Here is a 20,623-nt window from a genome sequence, read left to right as displayed (position 1 = left end):
GTGCCGTTTGCCTACGGTCAGCCGACGATGAACGGCTTGCCGTAAAGATTCAACAAGGAATTGATTTCGCTTTCGCTCCAGATCCACATCCTCTCGGCCAGGGCCTTGACCCGCGTGTTCTCGTCCATGGCGTTGAGCGCCACCAGGATGCACTTCTGGGGCTTCTGGGCGTTTCTCTTGGACTCCGTCATGATCGTCTGGATATCATTCTCGGACAGCCCGCCTTTTTTGAGAACGACCCACCAGTCCCCCTCCGGCCCCGTGGCCTTGATGATGTCAAAGGGGCTGCCGGAAACGCTGCGGACCTTGGTCTGGACGATCTGCTCGAACAGCGGGAGCTTGTACCGGCGGCCGTTGACATGCAGGGCCTCGTTCTCAAAACAGTACAAAAGGTCCACAATGCGCGACGAGAGGTCCTCGCCCGAAGCCCTCTTGAAATTCTCGACCGAGGCCTCAAATTCCTGCTGAAAGCCGGCCCTCTGCTTTTCCGGGTCCGGGTCGAGCGAGCGCAGGCGCCTCTGGTAAACGTACTTGACCCAAAACCGGAGCATCTTGTCATGCAGATAATAAAAATGTCCGCTCTTGGCGGCAAGCCCCTGCTCCAGGAGGCGGTTGAGGCGCGGCTGGAGCACGCTCTGGGTGGCCGCGATGTCATCGGCGATGTCCTTCAGCTTTTGCTTGCCGCCGGACAGCGAAATGAGAACGGAGGAAATGAGCTGGTTCCCCTTGCCCGCGACGACGCGGTTGACCATCAACTCGAAGTGGCGGCTCAGGACCCCCCAGGGGTCGAAAAGGACGCGCTCCACGGCCCGGGCCAGGAGAGGGACGAAAACTTCTTTCTGTTGATGGACCGCCGCCAGGTGAAGCAGTTCCTGGGTGATCAGGTGCAGATACAACGGGTGCCCGCCGGTAAAATCGATCAGAAAATGATTGAGCTGTTCCCCCATGGCCAGGCCCTTGAGCCGGACGGACACGAATTCCTTCCCGGTCCCGGGGTCAAAGGCGTTGAGAGGGATCTCCTCAAAATTCCCGAACAGCAGGGACAGCTTCTCCGTGAGGATCTTGCCGGCAACGGCCGGAAAAGAACTGGACACGATATACAGACAGCGTTTCTGGGTCATGATCTTCTTGCCCAGCTCCTGAAAGGCGTCGCCGCCGCCAAGCTCCTCCAGATGGTGGAACTCGTCGATGATCAGGACACAGTACAGGTTGGACTCCTGGGAAAAAACTTCCGGCAGGGACAGGATCTCCCGGCAGGCCTCGGATTCGCGGTCCTGGGCGATCAGATCGCGGATATTCAGGATGGCGCGGACGGTCTGGGGCAGATGGGGCTGGATTTTTTCGCAAAGGGCGGACAGGTCGTCGCCGGTGGGCAGCCCCTTGAGCCGGGAAAACTGGTAGAGGATCTGTCCGGCGTATCTGTGGTAAAAGGCGGGAAAATCGGTGTTCGACAGGTCCAGATAGATCGCGACAACGGCATGATCGTCGATCTCCGACAGGAATTTCTGGAGGATCATCGTCTTGCCGACGTGCTGGCGGCCCAGGAGGGCGATGTTCTGCCGGTACCCCTCCTTGAGGTCGGTCAATCTTTTCTTTAACAGCGCCAAAACGTTTTCGCGCCCAAAAAACTGCTCAGTGTCCATGACCGTCACGTTAAGCCCTCATTCCCGTGGCAAATAATACATCGGGTTATCCGCTGAGGCGTTCTTGCGAATTTCAAAATGTAAAAAAGAATTCCCGCCGTTTTTTCCAACCCGGGAGATCGGCTGTCCCTGGCTGACGCGGTCGCCGACCTTCACCAGGCTTTCCTGGTTTTGAGAGTAAATGGAAAGAAATCCGTCCAGGTGGTCCAGGATGACCATGTGGCCGTAACCGCCGAGGAAATCGCTGAACACCACCCGCCCGGAACGCGCGGCCGCCACATCCTGCCCTTCGGCGGCCTCAATCCCGATCCCCTTGCTCAAATACGATCCTTTGCGGTCGCCGAAATAAAAAAGGACACGCCCTTGCAGGGGCCAAATGAAATCTTTTTCCTGAGGGATCGGCTCATCCACCGGGACCGCCACGCTGCTGCCGGCGCCCGGGATGAAGAGCAGCTGGTTCTCCTCGATATGGGCGACGTTGGGAATGTTGTTGATCTTGATGATATCGTCGATCTTGACGTGATACGCATTGGCGATCCGCCAGATCGTCTCCCCCTTGCCGACCTTGTGATAGATCCCCTTTTGCGGCGCCGGGGGCTTCGGCTGATCCTGTCTCGGCGGCAGGGCGATCGGCTCATCCGACGGCGACTGCACCACCGCGCAACCCGGGGCCAACAACACAACCATCAAAAATGGAGCGAGGGACGGGAATCGAACCCGCGTGATCAGCTTGGGAAGCTGAAATTCTACCATTGAATTACCCTCGCAAAACTTCCACACGCCTAAATTCTAAATAAAATTCTTGTGAGAAACGCTATCTCGCTTCCCTTGTGGTTCGACGCGTAACCCGCCCCGGCTCACCGTCTCGCCGGGCGTCGCTGTCGTGTTCCAACTTATTCGTTGGAACAGCGACCCCGCACCCCTTTCGTGCCATGCTCCAACAACGGTCGTATGGCACAACTCTACAAATCAAGACGGCAACTTCTTCCTGAAATCCCTGACGGCTTGACCGGCATCCTGGGCCTGGCACACGGCTCTTGTCACGGCGATCCGGGTGATGCCGGTTTGCAGGACCTGCCCGACGTTCCGCAATTCGATCCCGCCGATGGCGAAGACCGGGATGCGGATCGTCCTGACCGCGCGGGACAGCAATGCCAAATCCATGGGATCGCGGTCGGGTTTGGTCCGGGTCTTGAAAACGGACCCGAAACCGATATAATCCGCGCCGTCCTTCTGCGCCTTCGCGGCGTGCGCCAGCGTCTGACAAGACACGCCGATCACGGCGGACGGGCCCAAGAGGCTCCGCGCTTCCCGGCAGGACAGATCGTCCTGCCCGACATGCACGCCCGCGGCGCCGCTCAACAGCGCGATATCCGCCCGGTCGTTCACGATGAACGGCACGCGTTTTTTCAAAGACCTGACGGCGGCCCTGGCAAACGCCAGGGTCTCGCGGGCCTCGCCGTGCTTGTCCCGCAGCTGGACGACATCCACGCCGAACGCGGCAGACTCTTCCAAAATTTCAAATAACCGGTCGTAGCCGCACACCTGCCGGTCCAGCACCAGATACAGCCGGGCTTCCGACAGGTCAAAATCTTTTCGCGACGTCTTTTTCGATGGCATAAACTTCGTACCGGACACGCTTCAATCTTTCCGCCAGCGAACGGTCCACGAGTTTCGCGACTTCTTCCAGCACGCGGACCGACTCTTTGACCCTCTGCGAATTCGCGAAATAGATGTCTTCAGCGTTCCCCCGCCGGCGTTCCGGGGCCGATGTCGGCCGGCCGATGTCGCTGTTCACGTCCCTGGCGCCGATCAGGTCCCGCAGCCCCAGCGCCTTGGCCGCGGCCGTCAGCCGGTGGCGGAGACGTTTGTACCGGGCCGTCGCGGCCTTGTCGCCGCGAAGGAAACGGCACACGTCCTCGCACACCCTGAGGCCTTCCCGCGCGCGGTTCATGTTCGCGTCCATCAGCCGGTATAGCCGTTTTGTGTCTAATCGCAGCACGTCTGCCGAACCGCTTCGATGATATTGGTCGTGGACCAGGACGGGAGATAGCGGATCAACTCCACCCTTCCGCCGCGCTTTTTCACGATGTCGCTGCCCGCGATGTCCCTCCCCTTCCAGTCCGCGCCTTTGACGAGCACGTCCGGCTGGACGGCGGCGATCAGCTTATAAGGGGTGTCCTCGGTAAAGACCGCCACAAAATCCACGCAGCCCAGCGCCGCCAGGACCTTTGCCCGTTCCTTCTGTCCGACGACCGGCCGCTTCGGGCCCTTGATCCGCTTGACCGAGGCGTCGCTGTTGAGCCCCACGATCAGGACCCTGTCTTTTTTCTTCGCGGCCTCGAGATAGCTGACATGCCCCGCGTGCAAAATGTCAAAACAGCCGTTGGTGAACGCGACTGTCCGGCCCTGCCTGCGCAGGCGGGCCACCTGCCGTTTCAGCGCGGCCCAACTCATGATTTTCTTTCGAGAATCCATATCAGCCGCTGAACTGGTTTTCCACCAGTTCGCAGATGCAGTGCGCGATGCAAATGTGCGATTCCTGGATCCGGGCCGTCACCTTGGACGGGACCATGATCTTGATGTCGCTCAACGGCGCCAATTTGCCCCCGCCTTCGCCGGTGAACACGACCGCGGTCATGCCCATGGACTTGGCCTTTTTAATGGCCGCGATCACGTTGGGGGAATTGCCGCTCGTGGAAATGCCGACGGCCACATCACCCTTGTGCCCCAGCCCTTCGAGCTGGCGCGCGAAGACCACCTCAAACCCGTAGTCGTTGCCGATGGCGGTGAGGGCGGAGGTGTCCGTGGTCAGGGCGATCGCCGGCAGAGACCGGCGTTCCTTCTGGAATCGGCCGATGAATTCCGCCGCGATGTGCTGGCTGTCCGCCGCGGACCCGCCGTTGCCGAAGAAAAAGATCCTGCCGTTGTTCTTCAGGCACGCCGTGATGGCCTGCGCCGCGGAGGCGATCGCGTCCACGTTGTCTTTGAGGGTCTGCTCTTTGACACGGATGGACGCGCGGAAGACTTCTTCGATGAATTGTTTCATCTCGGGGGTTCCTTGTTCATTCATTAGCCCCGGCATTGACTTGCGTTCATCCCGCTTCTTGCCCCGCCCTTGGCGCAAGGGGCAGCGGGATTCCGCAAATCAAGCCGTCAGTCTCATTATCCCTGCTCCGCAGTCATTCGCTCGCAAGCTCGCTCTGCTTCGCAGGGCTAATTCCGGCATTGATTTGCGTTCACTTCGTTCCGCAAATCAAGCCGTCATTAGTATGCCGAAAAAACCTGGGCGATCTGGTACAACTCCATGTCGATCGTCTTGCGGGCCTTGACGGCCTCCTCGATGTCCACGGACTGCAATCTGTTGTTGCGCAGGCTGACCATCTGGCCGAACTGGTTCTCTTTCACCAAGTCCACGGCCTTGATCCCGAACTGGGTCCCGATCATCCGGTCGTACGCGGTCGGGGTCCCTCCGCGCTGGATGTGGCCCAGGACGCTCACGCGCGTTTCAAATCCGGTTTCCTTCTCGATGGTCTGGGCCACGAATTCGGCGATGTCGCCGAAACGGCGGCGCCCGAAATCATTGATATGAGGGTGCTGCTGCTCATGGCCGAGGACCTGGGTGCCTTCGGAAGCGATGATGATGCTGAACGTTTTGCCGCGTTCGTGCCTGGACTTGATCCCCTCGCAGACTTTCTGGATGTCCACCGGGATCTCGGGCACCAGGATAATGTCGGCGCCGCCGGCGATGCCGGCCTCGAGGGCGATCCAGCCGGTATAACGGCCCATGACCTCGATGACCATGATGCGGTGATGGGATTCCGCCGTGGTGTGGAGCCGGTCGATGCATTCCGTGGCGATGTTGACCGCTGTGTCGAATCCGAACGCGTAATCGGTCCCCAGGAGCGCGTTGTCGATCGATTTGGGAACGCCGACCACTTTGACCCGGTTTTCCTTGTGAAGCTGGAGGGCCACCTTCAGGGTTTCCTCGCCGCCCACCGCGATGACCGCGTCCATGCCGCTGCGCTTGAAATTTTCCGTGATCTTTTCGATCTGTTCGGGGTGTTCATACGGATTCAGCCGGCTCGTGCCCAGGATGGTCCCGCCGCGGTCCAGGATCCCCGAGGTGACCCGCAGGTCCAGGATCCTCATGTCGTTCTCGATGAGCCCGGTCCATCCGTTCTTGATGCCGGTCACGACATAACCCTCGATCATCCCTTTGCGGACAACGGCCCGGATCACCGAGTTTAAACCGGGGCAGTCCGCCCCGCCCGTCAAAATCCCGATTTTTTTCATTGGTCCTTCGCTCGATTCCTCATTTTAAATTCTTGGTTTTCCGTTTTCTCCAAAAAACAAAACATCACGCCCGATATCCCTGGAACGGCAGATTGGCATCGGTATCGGCTTCCCCTTTGTCTTTCGAGTGCCTGGACTTCCGGTCCTCGGTCAAAATCTTGACGATATCGATCTTGACGTTGACCGACTCGTCCAGCCCGATCGTTTCCTGGATCTTGCGTTTGATCGTTTCCTGCAGACGGGCCGTCACCTCGGGGATGCTCACGTCCGAATTGAGTGCCACGCGCACCGCGATGTTCAGCCCTTTTTTGGTGGCGACGATCGTCGGCCGGATCTCTTTGACTTCGGGGATCCGGTAGGTGACCCTCTTGATCAAATCCTCAACCGCCGCCAGGGACACCGTCACCCGGCCTGAAGGATTGTCGAAAGCGATGGTTTTCTCGCGCTGCTGCCGCCCGGAGATCGCGCTGGAAAACAAAAAGTTGAGAAACAGGACCACCACCACAGCCGCGCCGGTGATCACGCGGGCCTGGTCCTCATGATACACCACATACAGAACATCCACAACATCCTGAAACCCGATCTTCTGAAAAACGAAAAACGCAAAAAAGATGGCCAGCAACGCGATAGCGACCTTATAAAACCACAACCCCAGCCAAGCCATAAACCTCATGTTTCACCCCTCTCTCCGACCCCTAATGGTTCCTATGAGTTGGAAGACGACGTTTCCGTCCGTTCAATGCCCTGGACGTTCACATGCACGTCCTTCAAATCCACATCAACGGTATTTTCCACGGCCGAGCGGACCGCGTCCTGGATCTGCCGCCCGACGTCAGGCACATGAAGCCCGTACCGCACTTTGATCTTGACCTCGATCGTCACCTGATTGCTCTTGTCGATGGAGACAACGACACCGGGATGCCTCTTGACCCCGACCAGGTCCAGAAAACCGGTCCAGGTATTCCGTGTGATCACGCTCACGCCCTCAATTTCGTTGACGGCGGAAGCGGCGATCTCGGCGATCACCTTCCTGTGGATCTTGATCGCGCCGAACTCTCCCTTATGATCTTCTCTCATGGGGCTTCTCCGGTTCGTTTTTCATCAATTTTTCCAAAAAACGGGTCGTCACGTCGCCTTCCAGGAACTTCGGATGCTCCAGGATCTCCTGGTGAAGCCCGATCGTGGTCTTGATGGGGCTGATGTAAAATTCGCTCAGCGCCCGCTGCATGGTGCGGATGGCCTCGTCGCGCGTATTGCCGCGGACGATCAGCTTGGCGACCATGGAATCGTAAAACGGGCTGATCACATAGCCGGGATAGATGTGGGTGTCGATCCGCACGCCGGGGCCTCCGGGCAGGTTCAATTCCTCGATCTTCCCCGGGGACGGGATAAAATTGTTGGTCGGATCTTCGGCGTTGATGCGGCATTCAATGGCCGCACCCTGCAGGACGACCTGCTCCTGGCGGAGCTTCAGCTTCTGGCCCGCGGCCGCCTTGATCTGCTCCTTGACGAGGTCGATCCCGGTGACCATCTCGGTCACGGGGTGCTCGACCTGGATGCGGGTGTTCATCTCCATAAAATAAAACTCCCCGCTGGAGTCCAGCAAGAACTCAATCGTGCCCACCCCCCGGTAATTGGCGAATTTGGCCGCCTTGACCGCCGTCTCGCCCATCTTGCGCCGGAGCTTCTCGTCCAGCGCGGGCGACGGGGATTCTTCCAGGAGCTTCTGGTGCCGCCGCTGGATACTGCAGTCGCGCTCGCCCAGGTGGATCACGTTGCCGTAATGGTCCGCCAGGATCTGGAATTCCACGTGGCGGGGCTCGGCGAGATATTTTTCAATGTAAAGGTCGGAATTCTTAAAATTGGCCTCGGCTTCTTTCTGGGCCAGGGAGAAAGAACTGGTGAGGGTCACGTCGTTGTGGCAGACGCGCATGCCTTTTCCCCCGCCGCCGGCCGCGGCCTTGATGATGACCGGATACTTGATTTTCTTGGCGACGGTCAGGGCGTCCTGCTGGTTTTTCACCACGCCCTTGGCGCCGGGCGTGAGCGGCACGCCGATCTTGCGCATGGCGTCTTTCGCCTGGACCTTGTCCCCCATCAGGCGGATCGTCTCTGGCGTGGGGCCGATGAACTGGATGTTGCAAGACTCGCAAATCTCCGCGAAGTGCGCGTTTTCCGCCAAGAAACCGTAGCCCGGGTGGATCGCTTCGACATCCGTGATCTCGGCGGCGGAGATGATGGCGGGGACATTGAGATAACTGTCCAGGCTCTGGGCGGGCCCGACGCAGACCGCTTCGTCCGCGAAACGGACATGCAGGGAATTCCGGTCGGCCTCGGAATAGATGGCCACGGTGCGGATGCCCATCTCGCGGCAGGCGCGGATCACGCGCAGGGCGATCTCTCCCCGGTTGGCTATCAAAATTTTAGAAAACATGGATGATTTCAAAGCGTTTCCTGAAAAGGAAGGATTAGGCCGGTTCAACCACGAACAGCGTCTGGCCGAATTCCACCGGCTCGGCGTTCTCCATCGCGACCTCGACGACCCGTCCCCGGATTTCCGACTTGATCTCGTTCATGAGTTTCATGGCTTCCACGATGCAGACGACCTGGCCGACCTCGACGATCTGGCCGACGTCCACAAACGGCGGCGCCTCCGGAGACGGCGCGCGGTAAAACGTCCCGACCATCGGGGACTTGATGTCTTTGGCATTGCCGCGGACCAAAGCCGCCGCGGCGGGGGCGGCTGCGGACTGGGCCGCGGGGGCCGCCGGGCCCTCAACGACAAACTCGGCCGGCGAACGGCCCGGAGCTCCCGACAGGGCGGAGGATTTGCGGATCTTGATCTTGGTCCCCTCGCGCTCCACTTCGATCTCGGCGAGGTCGTGCTCGTTCATAAGGTTGATGATGTCCTTGATCTCTTTCAGGTTCATTCCACCTTCCTCCCATCCCTAAGCCATAATTTCTGAGTTCCCGATCCATGACGTTCGGGATCAGCGGAATCGCCAATCCACGACGGAATGAAGCCCCCATCTGAATGAAACAAAGAACGGCGGGAGGGCTTCATCTTTGCACCCTTTCAACATAGTCCCCGGTTCGCGTGTCGATCTTGATCCTGTCCCCTATATTGATAAAAAGCGGGACCTGGATGGAGGCCCCGGTCTGAATCGTGGCGGGCTTGGTGCCGGCCCTGGTGGAATCGCCCCTCACCCCCGTCTCCGTGCCGACGATCTCGGTGGTGATAAAGTTCGGAAGGATCACTTTCAGGACCCGGTGCTCATGAAAAAGACCGGTCACCTGCAGATTTTCCAGCAGGAACCGGTCGTTGTCGCCGAGGAGCTCGTGGGGAACCACCATCTGCTCGTAGCTCTCATGGTCCATGAAATGGAATTCATCGCCGGAGCGGTACAGAAATTCCAGGCGTTTCTCGTCCAGGGGGATGTCATCGAGTTTTTCTGCGCTGCGGAAGGTCCGTTCGATCACGGAAGACGTCTTGAGGTTCTTCATGCGCACGCGGACAAAAGCCGAACCCTTGCCGGGCTTCACATGCTGGTAATCCAGAACCATGTAGATCTGGTCGTCGATCAAAAGCCCGATCCCGGACTCGATTTCGTTGATGGTGATGGACATGCCAAATCCTCTCCTGACAAATACGACAATGATGACAGCAAAAGGTTTAACCTGCCTTGCGGCTCAAGATTTCACACCCTCCGGGAGTGACAAGAACCATGTCTTCAATGCGGATCCCGAACTGATGAGGAAGATACACGGCCGGCTCAACAGTGAAGACCATCCCTGGCTTGAGAATGACGGGACTGCGGGGAGAGACACGAGGATCCTCGTGGATTTCCGCTCCCACACCGTGCCCTAAGGAATGGCCGAAATATTTTGCTAACCGTTTTTCCCGCAGGAAGTTACGCGCCGTTTCGTCGATCTCGCCGGCTTTCTTTCCAGGCCGAATGGCTTTGATCGCGCGCGCCTGGGCCTCTGCGACGAAATCGTTCACTTTCCGAATAAGAGGGGGTATTTTACCTAAAAAGAACATACGTGTCAAGTCGGACTTATAGCCCTTGATGTCCATTCCCATGTCCACCAGCACCGGTTCGTTGTTTTTGACCTTCCGGTCGGTCACGCGGGCATGGGGATAGCAGGAATTGGGCCCGGAAGCGATGATCGGGGGGAAAGAAAACCCCGCCTTGCGGGCCTTCACATAGCGTTCCAGGGATTCCAGCACCCGCTTCTCGGTCACGCCGGGCCGGATCACCCCCTTAAGGAAACGGTAGGCCTCCAGGTTAAGCGCCAGAGCCTTGCGGATCAGGGCCAATTCTTCCTTTTCTTTAATTTCACGTAAAAATTCGACGATGCCCCGCACGGAAACAAGCCGCACGCCGGGCGATACTGCGGACTTCAGGGTTTTGAACTGGGCCAGGGAGAGATGCCGGTCGTCAAAACCCAGCCGCCGGATATTATGCCGTCGCGCCAGATCCAAAACAGCCGCGGCCATGGACTTTTCGTAACGGACGACGGTGACGCCTTTGAGCCCCTGCCGGGCTTCCAGAATATAACGGAAATCGGTGATGTAATAGGCCTTCCGGGGCAGGACCAAAAGCCAGGACTCCGAGGCGGAGAAGCGGGAAAGATACGAGATATTGACGTCGCTGGTGACGAGGCAGGCGTCAAGCTCATGACGGTCAAATTGAGCAACAAATTTTTGAAGGCGGGCGTTCAAGGTCGAGGATACGTCGCTGAAAAATCTTAAAATTTATTTGATGAGATTCACAGCCGCCTGCAGGCCCAGGAGGTAGCTGTCCACGCCGAACCCGGTGATCTGACCGTGGCTGACCGGCGCGATGAGGGACTTGTGGCGGAACTCTTCCCTCTTGTAGATATTGGACAAGTGGACTTCCACCGTCGGGACGTCCGCGGCCAGGATCGCGTCGTGGATGGCGACGCTGGTATGGGTGTAGGCCGCGGGATTGATGAGAATCGCGCTGATCCCGGCCTTCTTGGTCCGGCCGATCGCGTCTACGATCTCGCCCTCGTGGTTGGACTGGAGAACCTCCAGCTCAACCCCGGACGTCTTGGCCAGGTCCCGAAGCTTGGCGTTAATCTGGTCCAGCGTGGCCAGTCCGTAAATGTCCTTTTCTCTTTGGCCGAGGAGGTCCAGGTTGGGGCCGTGGATGACGAGGATCTTTTTCATTACGGTTGTCCCCCGGTGTCTTTTTTGTAGATCTCGATGAATTTCATCTGCAGTTCATAAATAGAACCGTTGAGGAGGTTGTCCTCCTCGGCGGTGAGGTTCCCCTTGGTCTTCTCGCGAATCAAAAGGAGCGTGTCGATCAGGAATTTCGCCTGGCCCAGGTCTTTTTGCGTGAGGCCATTGACCGGGTTGGCGATCTCGCCCAGAAAAATCATGGTCTGCAGGGCCAGGCTGGTGATGTAGTTGAGGAAATTGACCTCATACTCGCCCGGATCCTCCTGGCCATCCGGAGAAACGCCCCCGAGTTCCTGCGGCGAAGACACATCGTCCATCGCCCCCGGCGGGATGTAAAGAGACGGCCCTTCCTTGTCCTTGGAAACCGATTCCTTCCAGGATTCGTCGATATTTTTGTCAGGAGTCATAAAGGCACCTATCGGATCAATGGTTAATGGGACCAGGGACTTGTTATCCCTGCGCTCGCCCGTTCTGTCTTTTATTTTATACTTCGTTAAGATAGCATTACGGACGGGGGTTGTCAATCAGGGCGTGGGAGGATTCAGGGAACGAACCATCCCACGAAAGGGGACATCACGGAACCAAAGTACGGCAGACAATCCACCTTTCAAAAAACACACGAACAAAAAAAGCAAAATCAAAACAAGGCCATGATGACGGACTGCTCCCACTGCGCGAACAATCCCTCCAGGTTGCCGGGACCTCCTCTCTCCTGTCCTGCCATCAACCCAGGAACCGCGGGATAACCGGCCCCAAACCCTATGACACCAAAACCACCGGCACAATATATATAAATAGGCAGAGGCATCGCACGGGTTTTGACCGGCATCCCCGGCGTTGAACGCCTTGATCGCAACAGCGGTCAATGGGCATTCCTCAAACGGCAGACCCAGCGCGGCGGAAGAAAAAGTCGTCTTTTCATGAAAATCATTTTTTTCCCGGACATCCGGCTTGCAAGCAATATTTTATTTTCCCGCCTTATATGTATCCATTACGGTCATGTAACCATAACTATTTTGATTTTGATAGTTTACGGAAATACCCGACCCCTGCCGAAAAACACATAAACCATTCGGCGGCATTCAGTTGTATTCATCCCTGACCTTATGGCATACTTAACTTAAGGCGCTGAAGTGCATTACGGCACCGGAAAAAGAGCAACTTGCACAGGCTGAAGAAGGAGGTGGTAAGAATGAAAAGAACAATGGCGTTAGCTGTGGTCTTTGCATTCATGATCGCCTACGCGAGTCCTGCCTTCGCAGAACTCCCCAAGCCCGTTGACAAGGCCTACCATGGGCTCGAAAAAATCGTAAAATCCCCGAAACACCTGCTGGATCATCCGATTGAAGAATTCAAGGTCGCCAAATTCAAGCCGTTCGGCTTGTTGGGAGGGATCATGAAAGGTGTCTGTTACACAGTTGTGGACACGGTTCATGGCGCTGTGGACGTGGTGACATCGCCGCTGGAACTGCTGCCGGAGTAGCAGAGATCCTGAACTTACCACCTGGAAATAGACGGAAAAAGCCCATCGGAAAATCCGATGGGCTTTTTATTCCATAAAAGACGCCGAAATCCCCGCCTTTAAAGAAAATTCTTGACCGTCACGACCAAAAAGGCAATGACAAAAGCGATGATGGAAACTTTCAGCACCACCAAAGCCTCCGCAATCCGCTTTAACTCCTTGTTGTTGGCCTGCAGGTTCTTGAGCAATTCTTGATCGATGTCCATGGTCGCCCTCCGAGGTTAGAATCCCTATGGTTGAATGTCATTATCCACCTAAAAAGATGACTTTCCAAGAACAAGTCTGAATATTTACACCCCGGGCCGGAACGCGGTTCTCCCTCATTTTCCCAGGACCACTCTCAAAACCAACTCCCCGCGCCCTTTCAGCGTCGCGCGCTTGATCTTCACGCACGCGGGAGACAGGACCTTCACCTCCAGGGGCTTCTCACCTGAAAGGACTTTCTTGACGGCATACTGGCCGTAGTCGAGCCCGGCCTTGTTCTCAAAGACAACCGTCACCTTCCGTCCGGCGAAACTGAAAGAAGAACCCGCCTCTCCGTTGCGGGAAAACTGTTCCTTGACGAGCTTGGGGTTGATCACCAGGTCCCCGTACTCTCCCCGGATGCCGAACACCTGGGTCAGCAGTGTAAGGATCATCCAACTGGCAGAGCCGGTGAGGTAATGATACATCCCGCGGCCTTCGGAATCGAAATATTCCGGGATCCCCGGATAAATCCTGGCCAGTCCTGTGTCGCCGCACATCCGGACAATGGAGCGGAGCACTTCATTCCCTTCCCGGACAAACCCAGCCCTGTACAATGCATAGGCATACATCACCGCCATATGGCTGAAGAACGCCCCGTTCTCCTTGGTCCCGTAGGCGAAGCTGAACGCGCGCCCCAAATCCAAATCATTCCTCACGCCGAAATCCGTGTTGAGCCGGTAACCGCCCAGCGCTTTGTCCTTGAGGAACTGCCGCACGCTGGCGATCACGTCCTTGATGTCCTTTTCCCCGGCCAGCCCGCTCATGATCGGGAATACCTGTCCCGTCAGGGTCATGCGGATCTTGCCGTCCCTGCGCCCCTCGACCCGGCGGCCCTGATTGTCATAATACCCATTGAACCAGCGGTGGGTCTTGCCGCCGTTCTTGACCGTGACAATTTCCTCGTCCCGGATCTTGCCGAAGATCCAATTCCCCTTGCGGCGCAGGTCCGCGGCCACGTCCTTGACCGGAAGCCCGACCTTTTCTCCGCTGATCTCCGGCTGGACGCTCGGAAAATACGCGTCAAACAAAAGGCTTTTCTTGTCCTGAACACTGTCGTAACGGCACGGCACGGTCCCCATCGTGTCCAGCAGGGTCAAGACCTCCCGTGACACCTGGATCTCTTCGAAAGATCCGGTTTGGGCCGCGTGCTCAATGACATCGGCCAGGGCGAACAGGTTGCCCCCGTACATGGCCATGAACGCGACGCTTTCCCCTCGCTGGGAAGCCATGTCCAGCCCGTCGTTCCAGTCGGCATTTTCCAGGCGGATCAGGTTATGCTCCCCGACGTTAAAAAACGGGACCAGATGCTGGATGAGCAGGTGCTCGAGGACGCTGCCTTCATAAACCTGTCCGGACTTGGTCTTAAGATGGCGCCCGTAGGACGGGACCCACGCGAGGTCTTTTTGCATGCCCCGGGACAGCTGGGGGTCGCGAAAATAGGTCGCGGATTCAAACAGGATGTTCTCATCCCCGGTCTGGTGGATATACAAAAGCGCCGTCAACAACGGCCAGACCCCGTGGTCCATCCACACGCGGCTGATGGCGTTGCGGTCCGCGACGAATTCGCCGGGCTTCTCCCCGATGATGGTGGCGTTAGAACCGTCGACGCGAATGCCCTTGAAATTGTTGATCAGGTCCCCGCGGACGGTCTCCGGTTCGATCATGATGAGCGACAGCAAATCCTGCCACAGGTCGCGCCAGCCCTTGCCCCCTTTGCCGTAATCATGGTCCGGCAAAAACGAGCAGCCCCAGATGCGGCGCAGGATCGGCTGAAGCATCACCCAGTTCATCCAGGAATCAAAGTCCCGGTCCCTGCTGGCGAACGAGATCGAACGCGTTTTCCCCCGCCAGAACGCCTTCACCTCGTCCCAGGCCCGGTCAAAAGCGCCCGCGCCGGAAAAACGCCGGAACACGCGGCCAGCCTCGGCCGGATCGGAAGCGGTGCCGAACATGATAAGGTATTCGCGGGACGCGCCCGGCTTGAGGGTTTCGTCCTTAAACCTCAGGGCGCCGACGGTTTCCTTGCCGTTGATCTCGGCTGAAGAAAGCTTACGGGGCGGAAGATTTTCAACGACCGCGGCCGGAGAGGACCATGTGCCGCCGTCCGAATAAAACGATTCGAATGTCGGGAAGGATCCCACGGATTTTTCCCCGCGGCCGGAAAGGCCGAAGACAAAATAGGCACGGCGGATCTCCGTGTGCCCCTCCTCATTGAACAGCATGGTCGGAGACACCAGGACCCCTTCGGGAAGCTGGCGCGTCCGGTGCAAAAGCGAGGTGACGTGCTCATGGTCGTGCTTGTTGGCCAGCGCCCGGCCGAACAGCGGCACGGCGGATGTCGGGGTGACCCTGACGGGCCTTCGCGATACGTTGCGGACCGTGACCCGCATCAACTCGACCGTCTCTCCGCTCACCGGCACAAAATTGACCGCCTCCATTTCGATGCCGGCGGACGGATGACGGCGCGTGATCTTCTGCCAGAGCTGCCCGATCTCGACCGAAGCGGAATCCGGCGAAGACTCCGCGGCCAAAGAGAACACGCCCTTGCCGCGGACCAGGACAAAAAAATCCCGCAACGCCTGACGCAGGTCTTCGCGGGAGGCCGGCCTGGTCACAAAGGTATTCTTGTCGATCTTGACGTCTCCACCCAGGAACGGAGTGACGCAGGACTTGAGGCCATCGGCGGTCGTGCCGGAAAGCGGCAGATAAATCAACCGCATGCGGGCGATTTCGCGGGACGTGAAACTGACCCCATCGGGAAGGAAGTGATATAACGGTTTGTGGGCCGGCATGACGGTTTCCTTGCATGTATGGAGCCACGCGGGCTTTTTAACCCGTGGCCCCTGACTGTCTGACCCGTCTCCGTCCCGTCACTTTCGTGCGGGACTTCGCCGGGTTCATCCGTCTTCGCAATCTGGTCGGCGGAATCCGGCGTAGCCGGAGGCCTTTTTTCGCAATTGCAACATTTGCCGAACACTTCGAGTTCAGCTCCGCTGGGCCAGACTTTAATCCGGGGCCTCCGGCGAAGACGGATGAAAATTTAAGACACTATAACAAAACTTGGAGGCGATGTAAAGACGGGAACGGACGCCGCCTCACGGCTCGACCTCAAATGAGATCACGACATTGAACGACAGCTCGGGATAATTCAAATCCTGAGGGAACGGGGGAAAAGGGCTCGCCTCCTTCATGCTGCGAACCACCACCCCGCGCAGGTAATTGTTGGCTCTGGTTTTGTCGTCGATGATCTTCATGTCCCGCAGGGACCCGTCCGACGCGATGACAAACGTAAGGTACACCTCTCCGGTCCGGAATTCCGGATGCTCCACGTACAAATACGCGCGGTTGCGGATTTTATTGCGGATGCTGTTCTGATAATTGGCGTACTTGGGGTTGGAGATCTTTTCAGACTTCAGGAACGGGACCGAGATGTGCCGCTTGCCTTCCGGAGCGGACACCCTCGCCAAATGGCGCTTTTCCAGACGCAGTCCGGCCGGGTCTTTGCCCGCGCTCTGCAATAGCGAAGCCGGCAGAGACTCGTCTTGCCGCAAAAGCTTCGGAGGAAGCCCCGGCTTCTCGTCACGGACGCTCCGGACGTCCTTGCCCCTGGCGGACATGCCCTGCGGGGGAAGGGCGGCCGCGGCCTGATAAATGACCTCAACATTCTTGAACGGCTTGCGGGCGTTATGGACATTCAGAAAGAAAAAACTCGCCACGATAACCACATGAACCAGGATCGAAGTGACGATCGAAAGGGAAAAGATCCTATCTTCCAGATGGGCATCCACGATTGTCCTCACAGCGCCACTCCATTTCAAATCCCGGCCCGGGGCCCGTCCCTGCATCCGGGGGGCAGAGGAAAGCATCTCTGCTACGCGCCGGGTCGCCCCATCTCGCGCAGCAAATAACAAAAAAACCTGATCGTATCCCGAAAGGGCCGGATCTTGCTCTTTTCGCCGCTGTAGATGGTCCTGATGGGAACGGACCGGACCTTGTATCCCATCTTGCTGGCCTGAATCAGGACTTCGCTCTCGATCTCAAAATCGCTGGACGTGAGCCGCAATTTCTCCAGGATCTCGCGGTGGATGTAACGGTACCCACACTGGCTGTCGGGGATCGGTTGGCGGCAGACCGCGGAGATCAACCCGGACATGAAACGGTTGGTCCAGCGCCGGATGAGCGGCATGCCCCGGGTATCGGCCATCCGGTTGCCGTTGACGACGATCACCGGCTCCCGGCGGGCCGCTTCAAGAAAGCCGTCCAGGTCTTCGACCGCATGCTGGCCGTCGCCGTCCATGGTGATCACCGCCGCATAACCCTGCCGCAAACAGTGCTGAAACCCAACCTGCAGCGACATCCCCTTGCCTTTGCGGGTTTCATTAGTGATCACGAACGCGCCGTTCCGGCGGGCGTCATCGCCCGAACCGTCCACGGAACCGTCATCGACCACAATGACATCCAGATCTTTCCTGCGGATCCTGCTGACCAGCGGCCCGATGGCCGAGGACTCGTTGTGCGCCGGGATGATGATCCCGATTTTAAGTTGAGAAGAAGGGCTGGTCATCGGCGTCATGAGACCCAATATTTCCGGAACATCAGCCATTGGGTCGGATACTGGCGGATTCTCTGCTCGATCACGGCCAAGTACGGCCTGATGACGGACTGGAGTACGTCGTCCTCGATCTGTCCCTCCTCCTGCATCGGAGGGTATATCGGCTGTTCCAAGGTCATAGAAAACGTGTTGTCGTCATTGCGGATCAGAAACGACGGCACAATGGGGGCGCCCGTCCTCACCGAGAAGATGGCCGGCCCTTTGGGGATCTGCGCTTTCTTCCCCAGGAAATCCATGAGAAAACCACTGGAGGTAAAATCCCGGTCGGCGACCAGGGCCACGACCTTATTCTCCTTAAGAGCTTCCAGGCACCGCCGGAATGCGTGCTGAACAGGGACAACGGAAACGCCTTTCATTTCCCGCTGCTTGTTAAACAGCTCGTTCACCGGCCGCTCCTTGTGCGGCAGCGCGATCGCCACCACCGGATACCCCAGCAACCCGAGGACCATCGCCCCGAGTTCCCAGTTGCCGATATGCGCGGTCACCACGATGACGCCCTTACCGCGCTTGAGGCAGTCGTCCAGATAGGGCAAGTTCTTCACCGTGATATGACGATGGACGAAATCCCGGTCAATGCTCTGGGTCATCCGGAAAAACTCGACCAGGTATTTCCCGAAATTCTGAAAAACCTGTTTGGCCTTTCCTGCCAGATCGTCAGCGGGATCCGGAAGGATCTCTTTCAAATTGTTGCGCACGGCCCGCCGGTCCCGGGGAGAGAAATGATATTGCAGGGTGGAAACAAACGACGCGAACCCGTAAGAAAAGTCCAGCGGCAGATAATTGACGATGAATTGTCCGATTTTATAAATGACGAATTTGAACATACGGCGGCAAATCCCTCCGGACGAATTCCATTACGCCTCCGACACAACAGACGGTTCCTCCTCCACGCCCTCGTCCTCGGAATCTTCCGCATTCTGGAGGATGAGGCTGGCGACGTCGGACGCCGCGTGGGGCTTCCCGTGATCGGACGCCGCCCGGCGCATGGCGGACAACCGCTCGGGAGAGCGCAAAAGCAGGTCGATCTCCTCTCCGATGTCCTCGGTGCCGTCGATCCGGATCGCGATGCCTTTGTTCAATAGGAAATCCGTGTTGCGCATCTCCTGCCCCGGCAGGGGGTTGATGATGGCCATCGGCAGGCCCTTGGCCAGGGCCTCGCTGGTGGTCATCCCGCCGGGTTTGGTGATGATCAGGGTCGCCATTTCCATCAGCTCATCGACGTTGTTCGCGTATTCATAAGAGATCAATTTCTTGGGGCTGGTCCGGGCGGTGTCCTGCAGCCATTTGAGCAATTCCGTGTTGGTCCCGGCGATCACAATCATCTGCAGATCCGTCGGGACCCGCAGGAGCGACGTCACCGCTTCCTTGATGGGCCCCAGCCCCTGTCCGCCGCCCATGAGCAGGAGGGTCGGCAGGTCGGCGCGCAGTCCGAGTTTCTCCCGGATAGGATTTTTGTCCAATTGGACCGCGAACTTGGCCCGGATGGGGATACCGTAAACCTTGATCTTGTCCGGGGGAACGCCTTTTTTCACGAACCGGTCCTTGAGTTCGGCCGCGGGAACGATGTAATAATCGATGCCCTCGTGGATCCAGAAGGAATGCGGGGCGAAATCGGTCAGCACCGCGACCAGCGTCACATCGAGGCTGTGGGATATCTTGTAATCCGCCACCATCCCGCAGGGGAAGGCCTGCGTGCAGACCACCGTGTCCGGCTGATAATCTTTGAACAACTGGGCGATCTTTTTATGGCTCGCTTTGTGCAGGAAATTCTGTATGAACTGGGACCTCTTGACAAGCTTGGGATTGTCGTACATCGAGTCCCAGATATGCGGGGCCCGGCGGATGACGGCCATGTAGGCGCTGTTGACGACCTTTTCCAGGAAAGGATAGGTATAGCCGAAACCGTTGATGCTCGGGGCCTCAACGTTGGGGTCCAATTTGCGCAGGGCGCGCTGAATGGCGATCGTGGCCTGACGATGGCCGGAGACCTTGGAAATGTACAAAAGCAGGATGCGGCGTTTCTGGGACCCGGAAAGGTTCATGTCTTGGTTGCCGGTCTGATGAGGGCCAGCGGAGACCCGATCGGGGCGTCGGCCCCTTCCTCGACCAGGATTTTCTCAACGATCCCCGATGCCCCGGCCGGGACGTTGAACGTGGCCTTGTCGGTCACAAGCTCCACGATATCGTCATCGGCGCGCACCTCGTCGCCCGGCTTGACGTGCCAGCAGGCCACCGTGGCTTTTTCTATCCCTTCCCCCAGTTCTGGAAGCAGAACTTCAGTCATGAAAATGTCCCTCTTCAGATTCGCAGGCTGGATAGACCCGCGACGGTTATTTGTCTTTGTTAATCGGGGGCACCCATCCGGAAACACCGGCCAAAGGCCCGGGCCAGCCGTTCCTTGACCAAACTCATGTCCACCGGCTTGCCCAGCACCTTCTCCAGCGATGTCATGCGGACATCCAGCCCGCAGGGCCTGATCAGGGAAAACAGCTTAAGATCGGTGCTGACGTTGAGGGCCAGGCCGTGAAATGTCACCCATTTCCGCACCCCCACACCGATCGAAACGATCTTTTTCCCGTCGACCCAGACACCGGTCCTCCCGGGAAATCTATCTGCCACTATACCAAAATCCTGCAATAAATCAATGGCAACTTGTTCCAATTGACGGAGATACCAATGTAAATCTTTTCCGTAATATTTCAGGTCCAGGATGGGATAAACGACCAGCTGCCCGGGGCAGTGCAGGGTCACCTCCCCGCCCCGGTCAATGGAAAACACCTCCACCCCAAGCCTTTTCAGCTCTTCCCGCGGCGTTAAGATGTGCTCCTCCCTGGCCAGCCGCCCCAACGTCAGGACAGCCGGGTGCTCACAGATGATCAGGCGTGCCGCCGCCCCGCTCAGGACCTTCTCCACCTCTTTTTTCTGGGCAAGGTAAGTTTCCTGATACGGCATCAGCCCCAAACTCATCACAACCGGAGGAGGCAATTGATCTTCCGCGCGCTGCGTCATAGGGTCTCCAAACAACTGATCTTTCTGTTTTACCACCACCCAACAAAAAAGGCAACCTTGGTACGGTTGCCTCGAATCCTTCC

General features: G+C 57.9%; 24 protein-coding genes and 1 tRNA gene. 1 reads left to right on the top strand and 24 read right to left on the bottom strand.

The genetic code is table 11. The features are described 5' to 3' along the window. Positions 1-17 precede the first annotated feature (17 nt). From Q8Q08_07610 to Q8Q08_07535, 16 genes are all read right to left on the bottom strand, one after another. Positions 18-1,643: an ATP-binding protein gene (locus Q8Q08_07610; GenBank protein ID MDP2653880.1), complete on the bottom strand. Its 1,626-nt coding sequence runs from the start codon at positions 1,641-1,643 to the stop codon at positions 18-20. Between the two features lie 18 nt (positions 1,644-1,661). Next, a complete protein-coding gene (locus Q8Q08_07605; GenBank protein MDP2653879.1) occupies positions 1,662-2,330 on the bottom strand; it encodes a peptidoglycan DD-metalloendopeptidase family protein in 669 nt (222 codons plus the stop codon). A 6-nt stretch (positions 2,331-2,336) separates the two neighbouring features. Further along, a tRNA-Gly gene (locus Q8Q08_07600) sits at positions 2,337-2,410 on the bottom strand. Between the two features lie 202 nt (positions 2,411-2,612). Beyond that, positions 2,613-3,263, bottom strand: a complete 651-nt coding sequence (thiE, locus tag Q8Q08_07595) for a thiamine phosphate synthase (protein ID MDP2653878.1) — start codon at positions 3,261-3,263, stop codon at positions 2,613-2,615. Next, positions 3,229-3,645, bottom strand: coding sequence for a thiamine-phosphate pyrophosphorylase (locus Q8Q08_07590; GenBank protein MDP2653877.1), 417 nt, complete (start codon positions 3,643-3,645; stop codon positions 3,229-3,231). The genes thiE and Q8Q08_07590 overlap by 35 nt, the downstream gene beginning before the upstream one ends. Further along, positions 3,633-4,121 carry a D-glycero-beta-D-manno-heptose 1-phosphate adenylyltransferase gene (rfaE2, locus tag Q8Q08_07585; GenBank protein ID MDP2653876.1) on the bottom strand — a complete coding sequence of 163 codons (489 nt, stop codon included), beginning with the start codon at positions 4,119-4,121 and terminating at the stop codon, positions 3,633-3,635. The genes Q8Q08_07590 and rfaE2 overlap by 13 nt, the downstream gene beginning before the upstream one ends. 1 nt (position 4,122) lies before the next feature. Continuing rightward, positions 4,123-4,692, bottom strand: a complete 570-nt coding sequence (locus Q8Q08_07580) for a D-sedoheptulose 7-phosphate isomerase (GenBank protein ID MDP2653875.1) — start codon at positions 4,690-4,692, stop codon at positions 4,123-4,125. 218 nt (positions 4,693-4,910) lie between these two features. Then, entirely contained in the window at positions 4,911-5,939 is a 1,029-nt protein-coding gene (locus tag Q8Q08_07575) for an ATP-dependent 6-phosphofructokinase (GenBank protein ID MDP2653874.1), read from the bottom strand. Between the two features lie 64 nt (positions 5,940-6,003). After that, positions 6,004-6,612 carry an alkaline shock response membrane anchor protein AmaP gene (gene amaP, locus Q8Q08_07570; protein MDP2653873.1) on the bottom strand — a complete coding sequence of 203 codons (609 nt, stop codon included), beginning with the start codon at positions 6,610-6,612 and terminating at the stop codon, positions 6,004-6,006. 32 nt (positions 6,613-6,644) lie between these two features. Then, on the bottom strand, positions 6,645-7,016 hold the full coding sequence (locus Q8Q08_07565; GenBank protein ID MDP2653872.1) for an Asp23/Gls24 family envelope stress response protein: 372 nt from the start codon (positions 7,014-7,016) through the stop codon (positions 6,645-6,647). Continuing rightward, complete coding sequence (accC, locus tag Q8Q08_07560; GenBank protein MDP2653871.1) at positions 7,000-8,373, bottom strand: acetyl-CoA carboxylase biotin carboxylase subunit; 1,374 nt, start codon at positions 8,371-8,373, stop codon at positions 7,000-7,002. Before accC ends, Q8Q08_07565 begins: the two co-directional genes overlap by 17 nt. Before the next feature lie 34 nt (positions 8,374-8,407). After that, on the bottom strand, positions 8,408-8,869 hold the full coding sequence (accB, locus tag Q8Q08_07555) for an acetyl-CoA carboxylase biotin carboxyl carrier protein (GenBank protein ID MDP2653870.1): 462 nt from the start codon (positions 8,867-8,869) through the stop codon (positions 8,408-8,410). A gap of 130 nt (positions 8,870-8,999) precedes the next feature. Beyond that, a complete protein-coding gene (gene efp, locus Q8Q08_07550; GenBank protein ID MDP2653869.1) occupies positions 9,000-9,566 on the bottom strand; it encodes an elongation factor P in 567 nt (188 codons plus the stop codon). A 46-nt stretch (positions 9,567-9,612) separates the two neighbouring features. Beyond that, positions 9,613-10,665: a Xaa-Pro peptidase family protein gene (locus tag Q8Q08_07545; protein MDP2653868.1), complete on the bottom strand. Its 1,053-nt coding sequence runs from the start codon at positions 10,663-10,665 to the stop codon at positions 9,613-9,615. Positions 10,666-10,698: 33 nt separating this feature from the next. Then, entirely contained in the window at positions 10,699-11,136 is a 438-nt protein-coding gene (gene aroQ / locus Q8Q08_07540; protein ID MDP2653867.1) for a type II 3-dehydroquinate dehydratase, read from the bottom strand. Then, the gene (locus Q8Q08_07535; protein MDP2653866.1) at positions 11,136-11,558 is read right to left on the bottom strand and encodes a DUF1844 domain-containing protein; all 423 of its coding nucleotides are present in this window, start codon (positions 11,556-11,558) and stop codon (positions 11,136-11,138) included. The genes aroQ and Q8Q08_07535 overlap by 1 nt, the downstream gene beginning before the upstream one ends. A 785-nt stretch (positions 11,559-12,343) precedes the next feature. Between Q8Q08_07535 and Q8Q08_07530 the strand changes: the two genes are divergently transcribed. Next, on the top strand, positions 12,344-12,634 hold the full coding sequence (locus Q8Q08_07530; protein ID MDP2653865.1) for a hypothetical protein: 291 nt from the start codon (positions 12,344-12,346) through the stop codon (positions 12,632-12,634). 98 nt (positions 12,635-12,732) lie between these two features. Here the strand turns inward: Q8Q08_07530 and Q8Q08_07525 are convergent, their stop codons facing one another. From Q8Q08_07525 to lipB, 8 genes are all read right to left on the bottom strand, one after another. After that, complete coding sequence (locus tag Q8Q08_07525) at positions 12,733-12,879, bottom strand: hypothetical protein (GenBank protein ID MDP2653864.1); 147 nt, start codon at positions 12,877-12,879, stop codon at positions 12,733-12,735. Between the two features lie 114 nt (positions 12,880-12,993). Continuing rightward, positions 12,994-15,711: a cellobiose phosphorylase gene (locus Q8Q08_07520; protein MDP2653863.1), complete on the bottom strand. Its 2,718-nt coding sequence runs from the start codon at positions 15,709-15,711 to the stop codon at positions 12,994-12,996. 303 nt (positions 15,712-16,014) lie between these two features. Next, a complete protein-coding gene (locus tag Q8Q08_07515) occupies positions 16,015-16,719 on the bottom strand; it encodes a hypothetical protein (protein ID MDP2653862.1) in 705 nt (234 codons plus the stop codon). Between the two features lie 71 nt (positions 16,720-16,790). Continuing rightward, on the bottom strand, positions 16,791-17,492 hold the full coding sequence (locus Q8Q08_07510) for a glycosyltransferase family 2 protein (GenBank protein ID MDP2653861.1): 702 nt from the start codon (positions 17,490-17,492) through the stop codon (positions 16,791-16,793). Then, positions 17,489-18,355, bottom strand: coding sequence for a lysophospholipid acyltransferase family protein (locus Q8Q08_07505; GenBank protein ID MDP2653860.1), 867 nt, complete (start codon positions 18,353-18,355; stop codon positions 17,489-17,491). The genes Q8Q08_07510 and Q8Q08_07505 overlap by 4 nt, the downstream gene beginning before the upstream one ends. Positions 18,356-18,385: 30 nt before the next feature. Continuing rightward, positions 18,386-19,573 carry a glycosyltransferase gene (locus Q8Q08_07500; GenBank protein ID MDP2653859.1) on the bottom strand — a complete coding sequence of 396 codons (1,188 nt, stop codon included), beginning with the start codon at positions 19,571-19,573 and terminating at the stop codon, positions 18,386-18,388. Then, positions 19,570-19,815 (bottom strand): lipoyl domain-containing protein, encoded by a 246-nt coding sequence (locus Q8Q08_07495; GenBank protein MDP2653858.1) that lies wholly within the window; start codon positions 19,813-19,815, stop codon positions 19,570-19,572. The genes Q8Q08_07500 and Q8Q08_07495 overlap by 4 nt, the downstream gene beginning before the upstream one ends. Positions 19,816-19,874: 59 nt before the next feature. Beyond that, on the bottom strand, positions 19,875-20,540 hold the full coding sequence (gene lipB, locus Q8Q08_07490; protein ID MDP2653857.1) for a lipoyl(octanoyl) transferase LipB: 666 nt from the start codon (positions 20,538-20,540) through the stop codon (positions 19,875-19,877). Positions 20,541-20,623 lie beyond the last annotated feature (83 nt).

The organism is Candidatus Omnitrophota bacterium (assembly GCA_030688425.1).
GTDB lineage: Bacteria > Omnitrophota > Gorgyraeia > Zapsychrales > JANLHA01 > JAUYIB01.
Note: the sequence above shows the minus strand (reverse complement) of the source record. Positions and strands in the feature narration are given on the sequence as shown.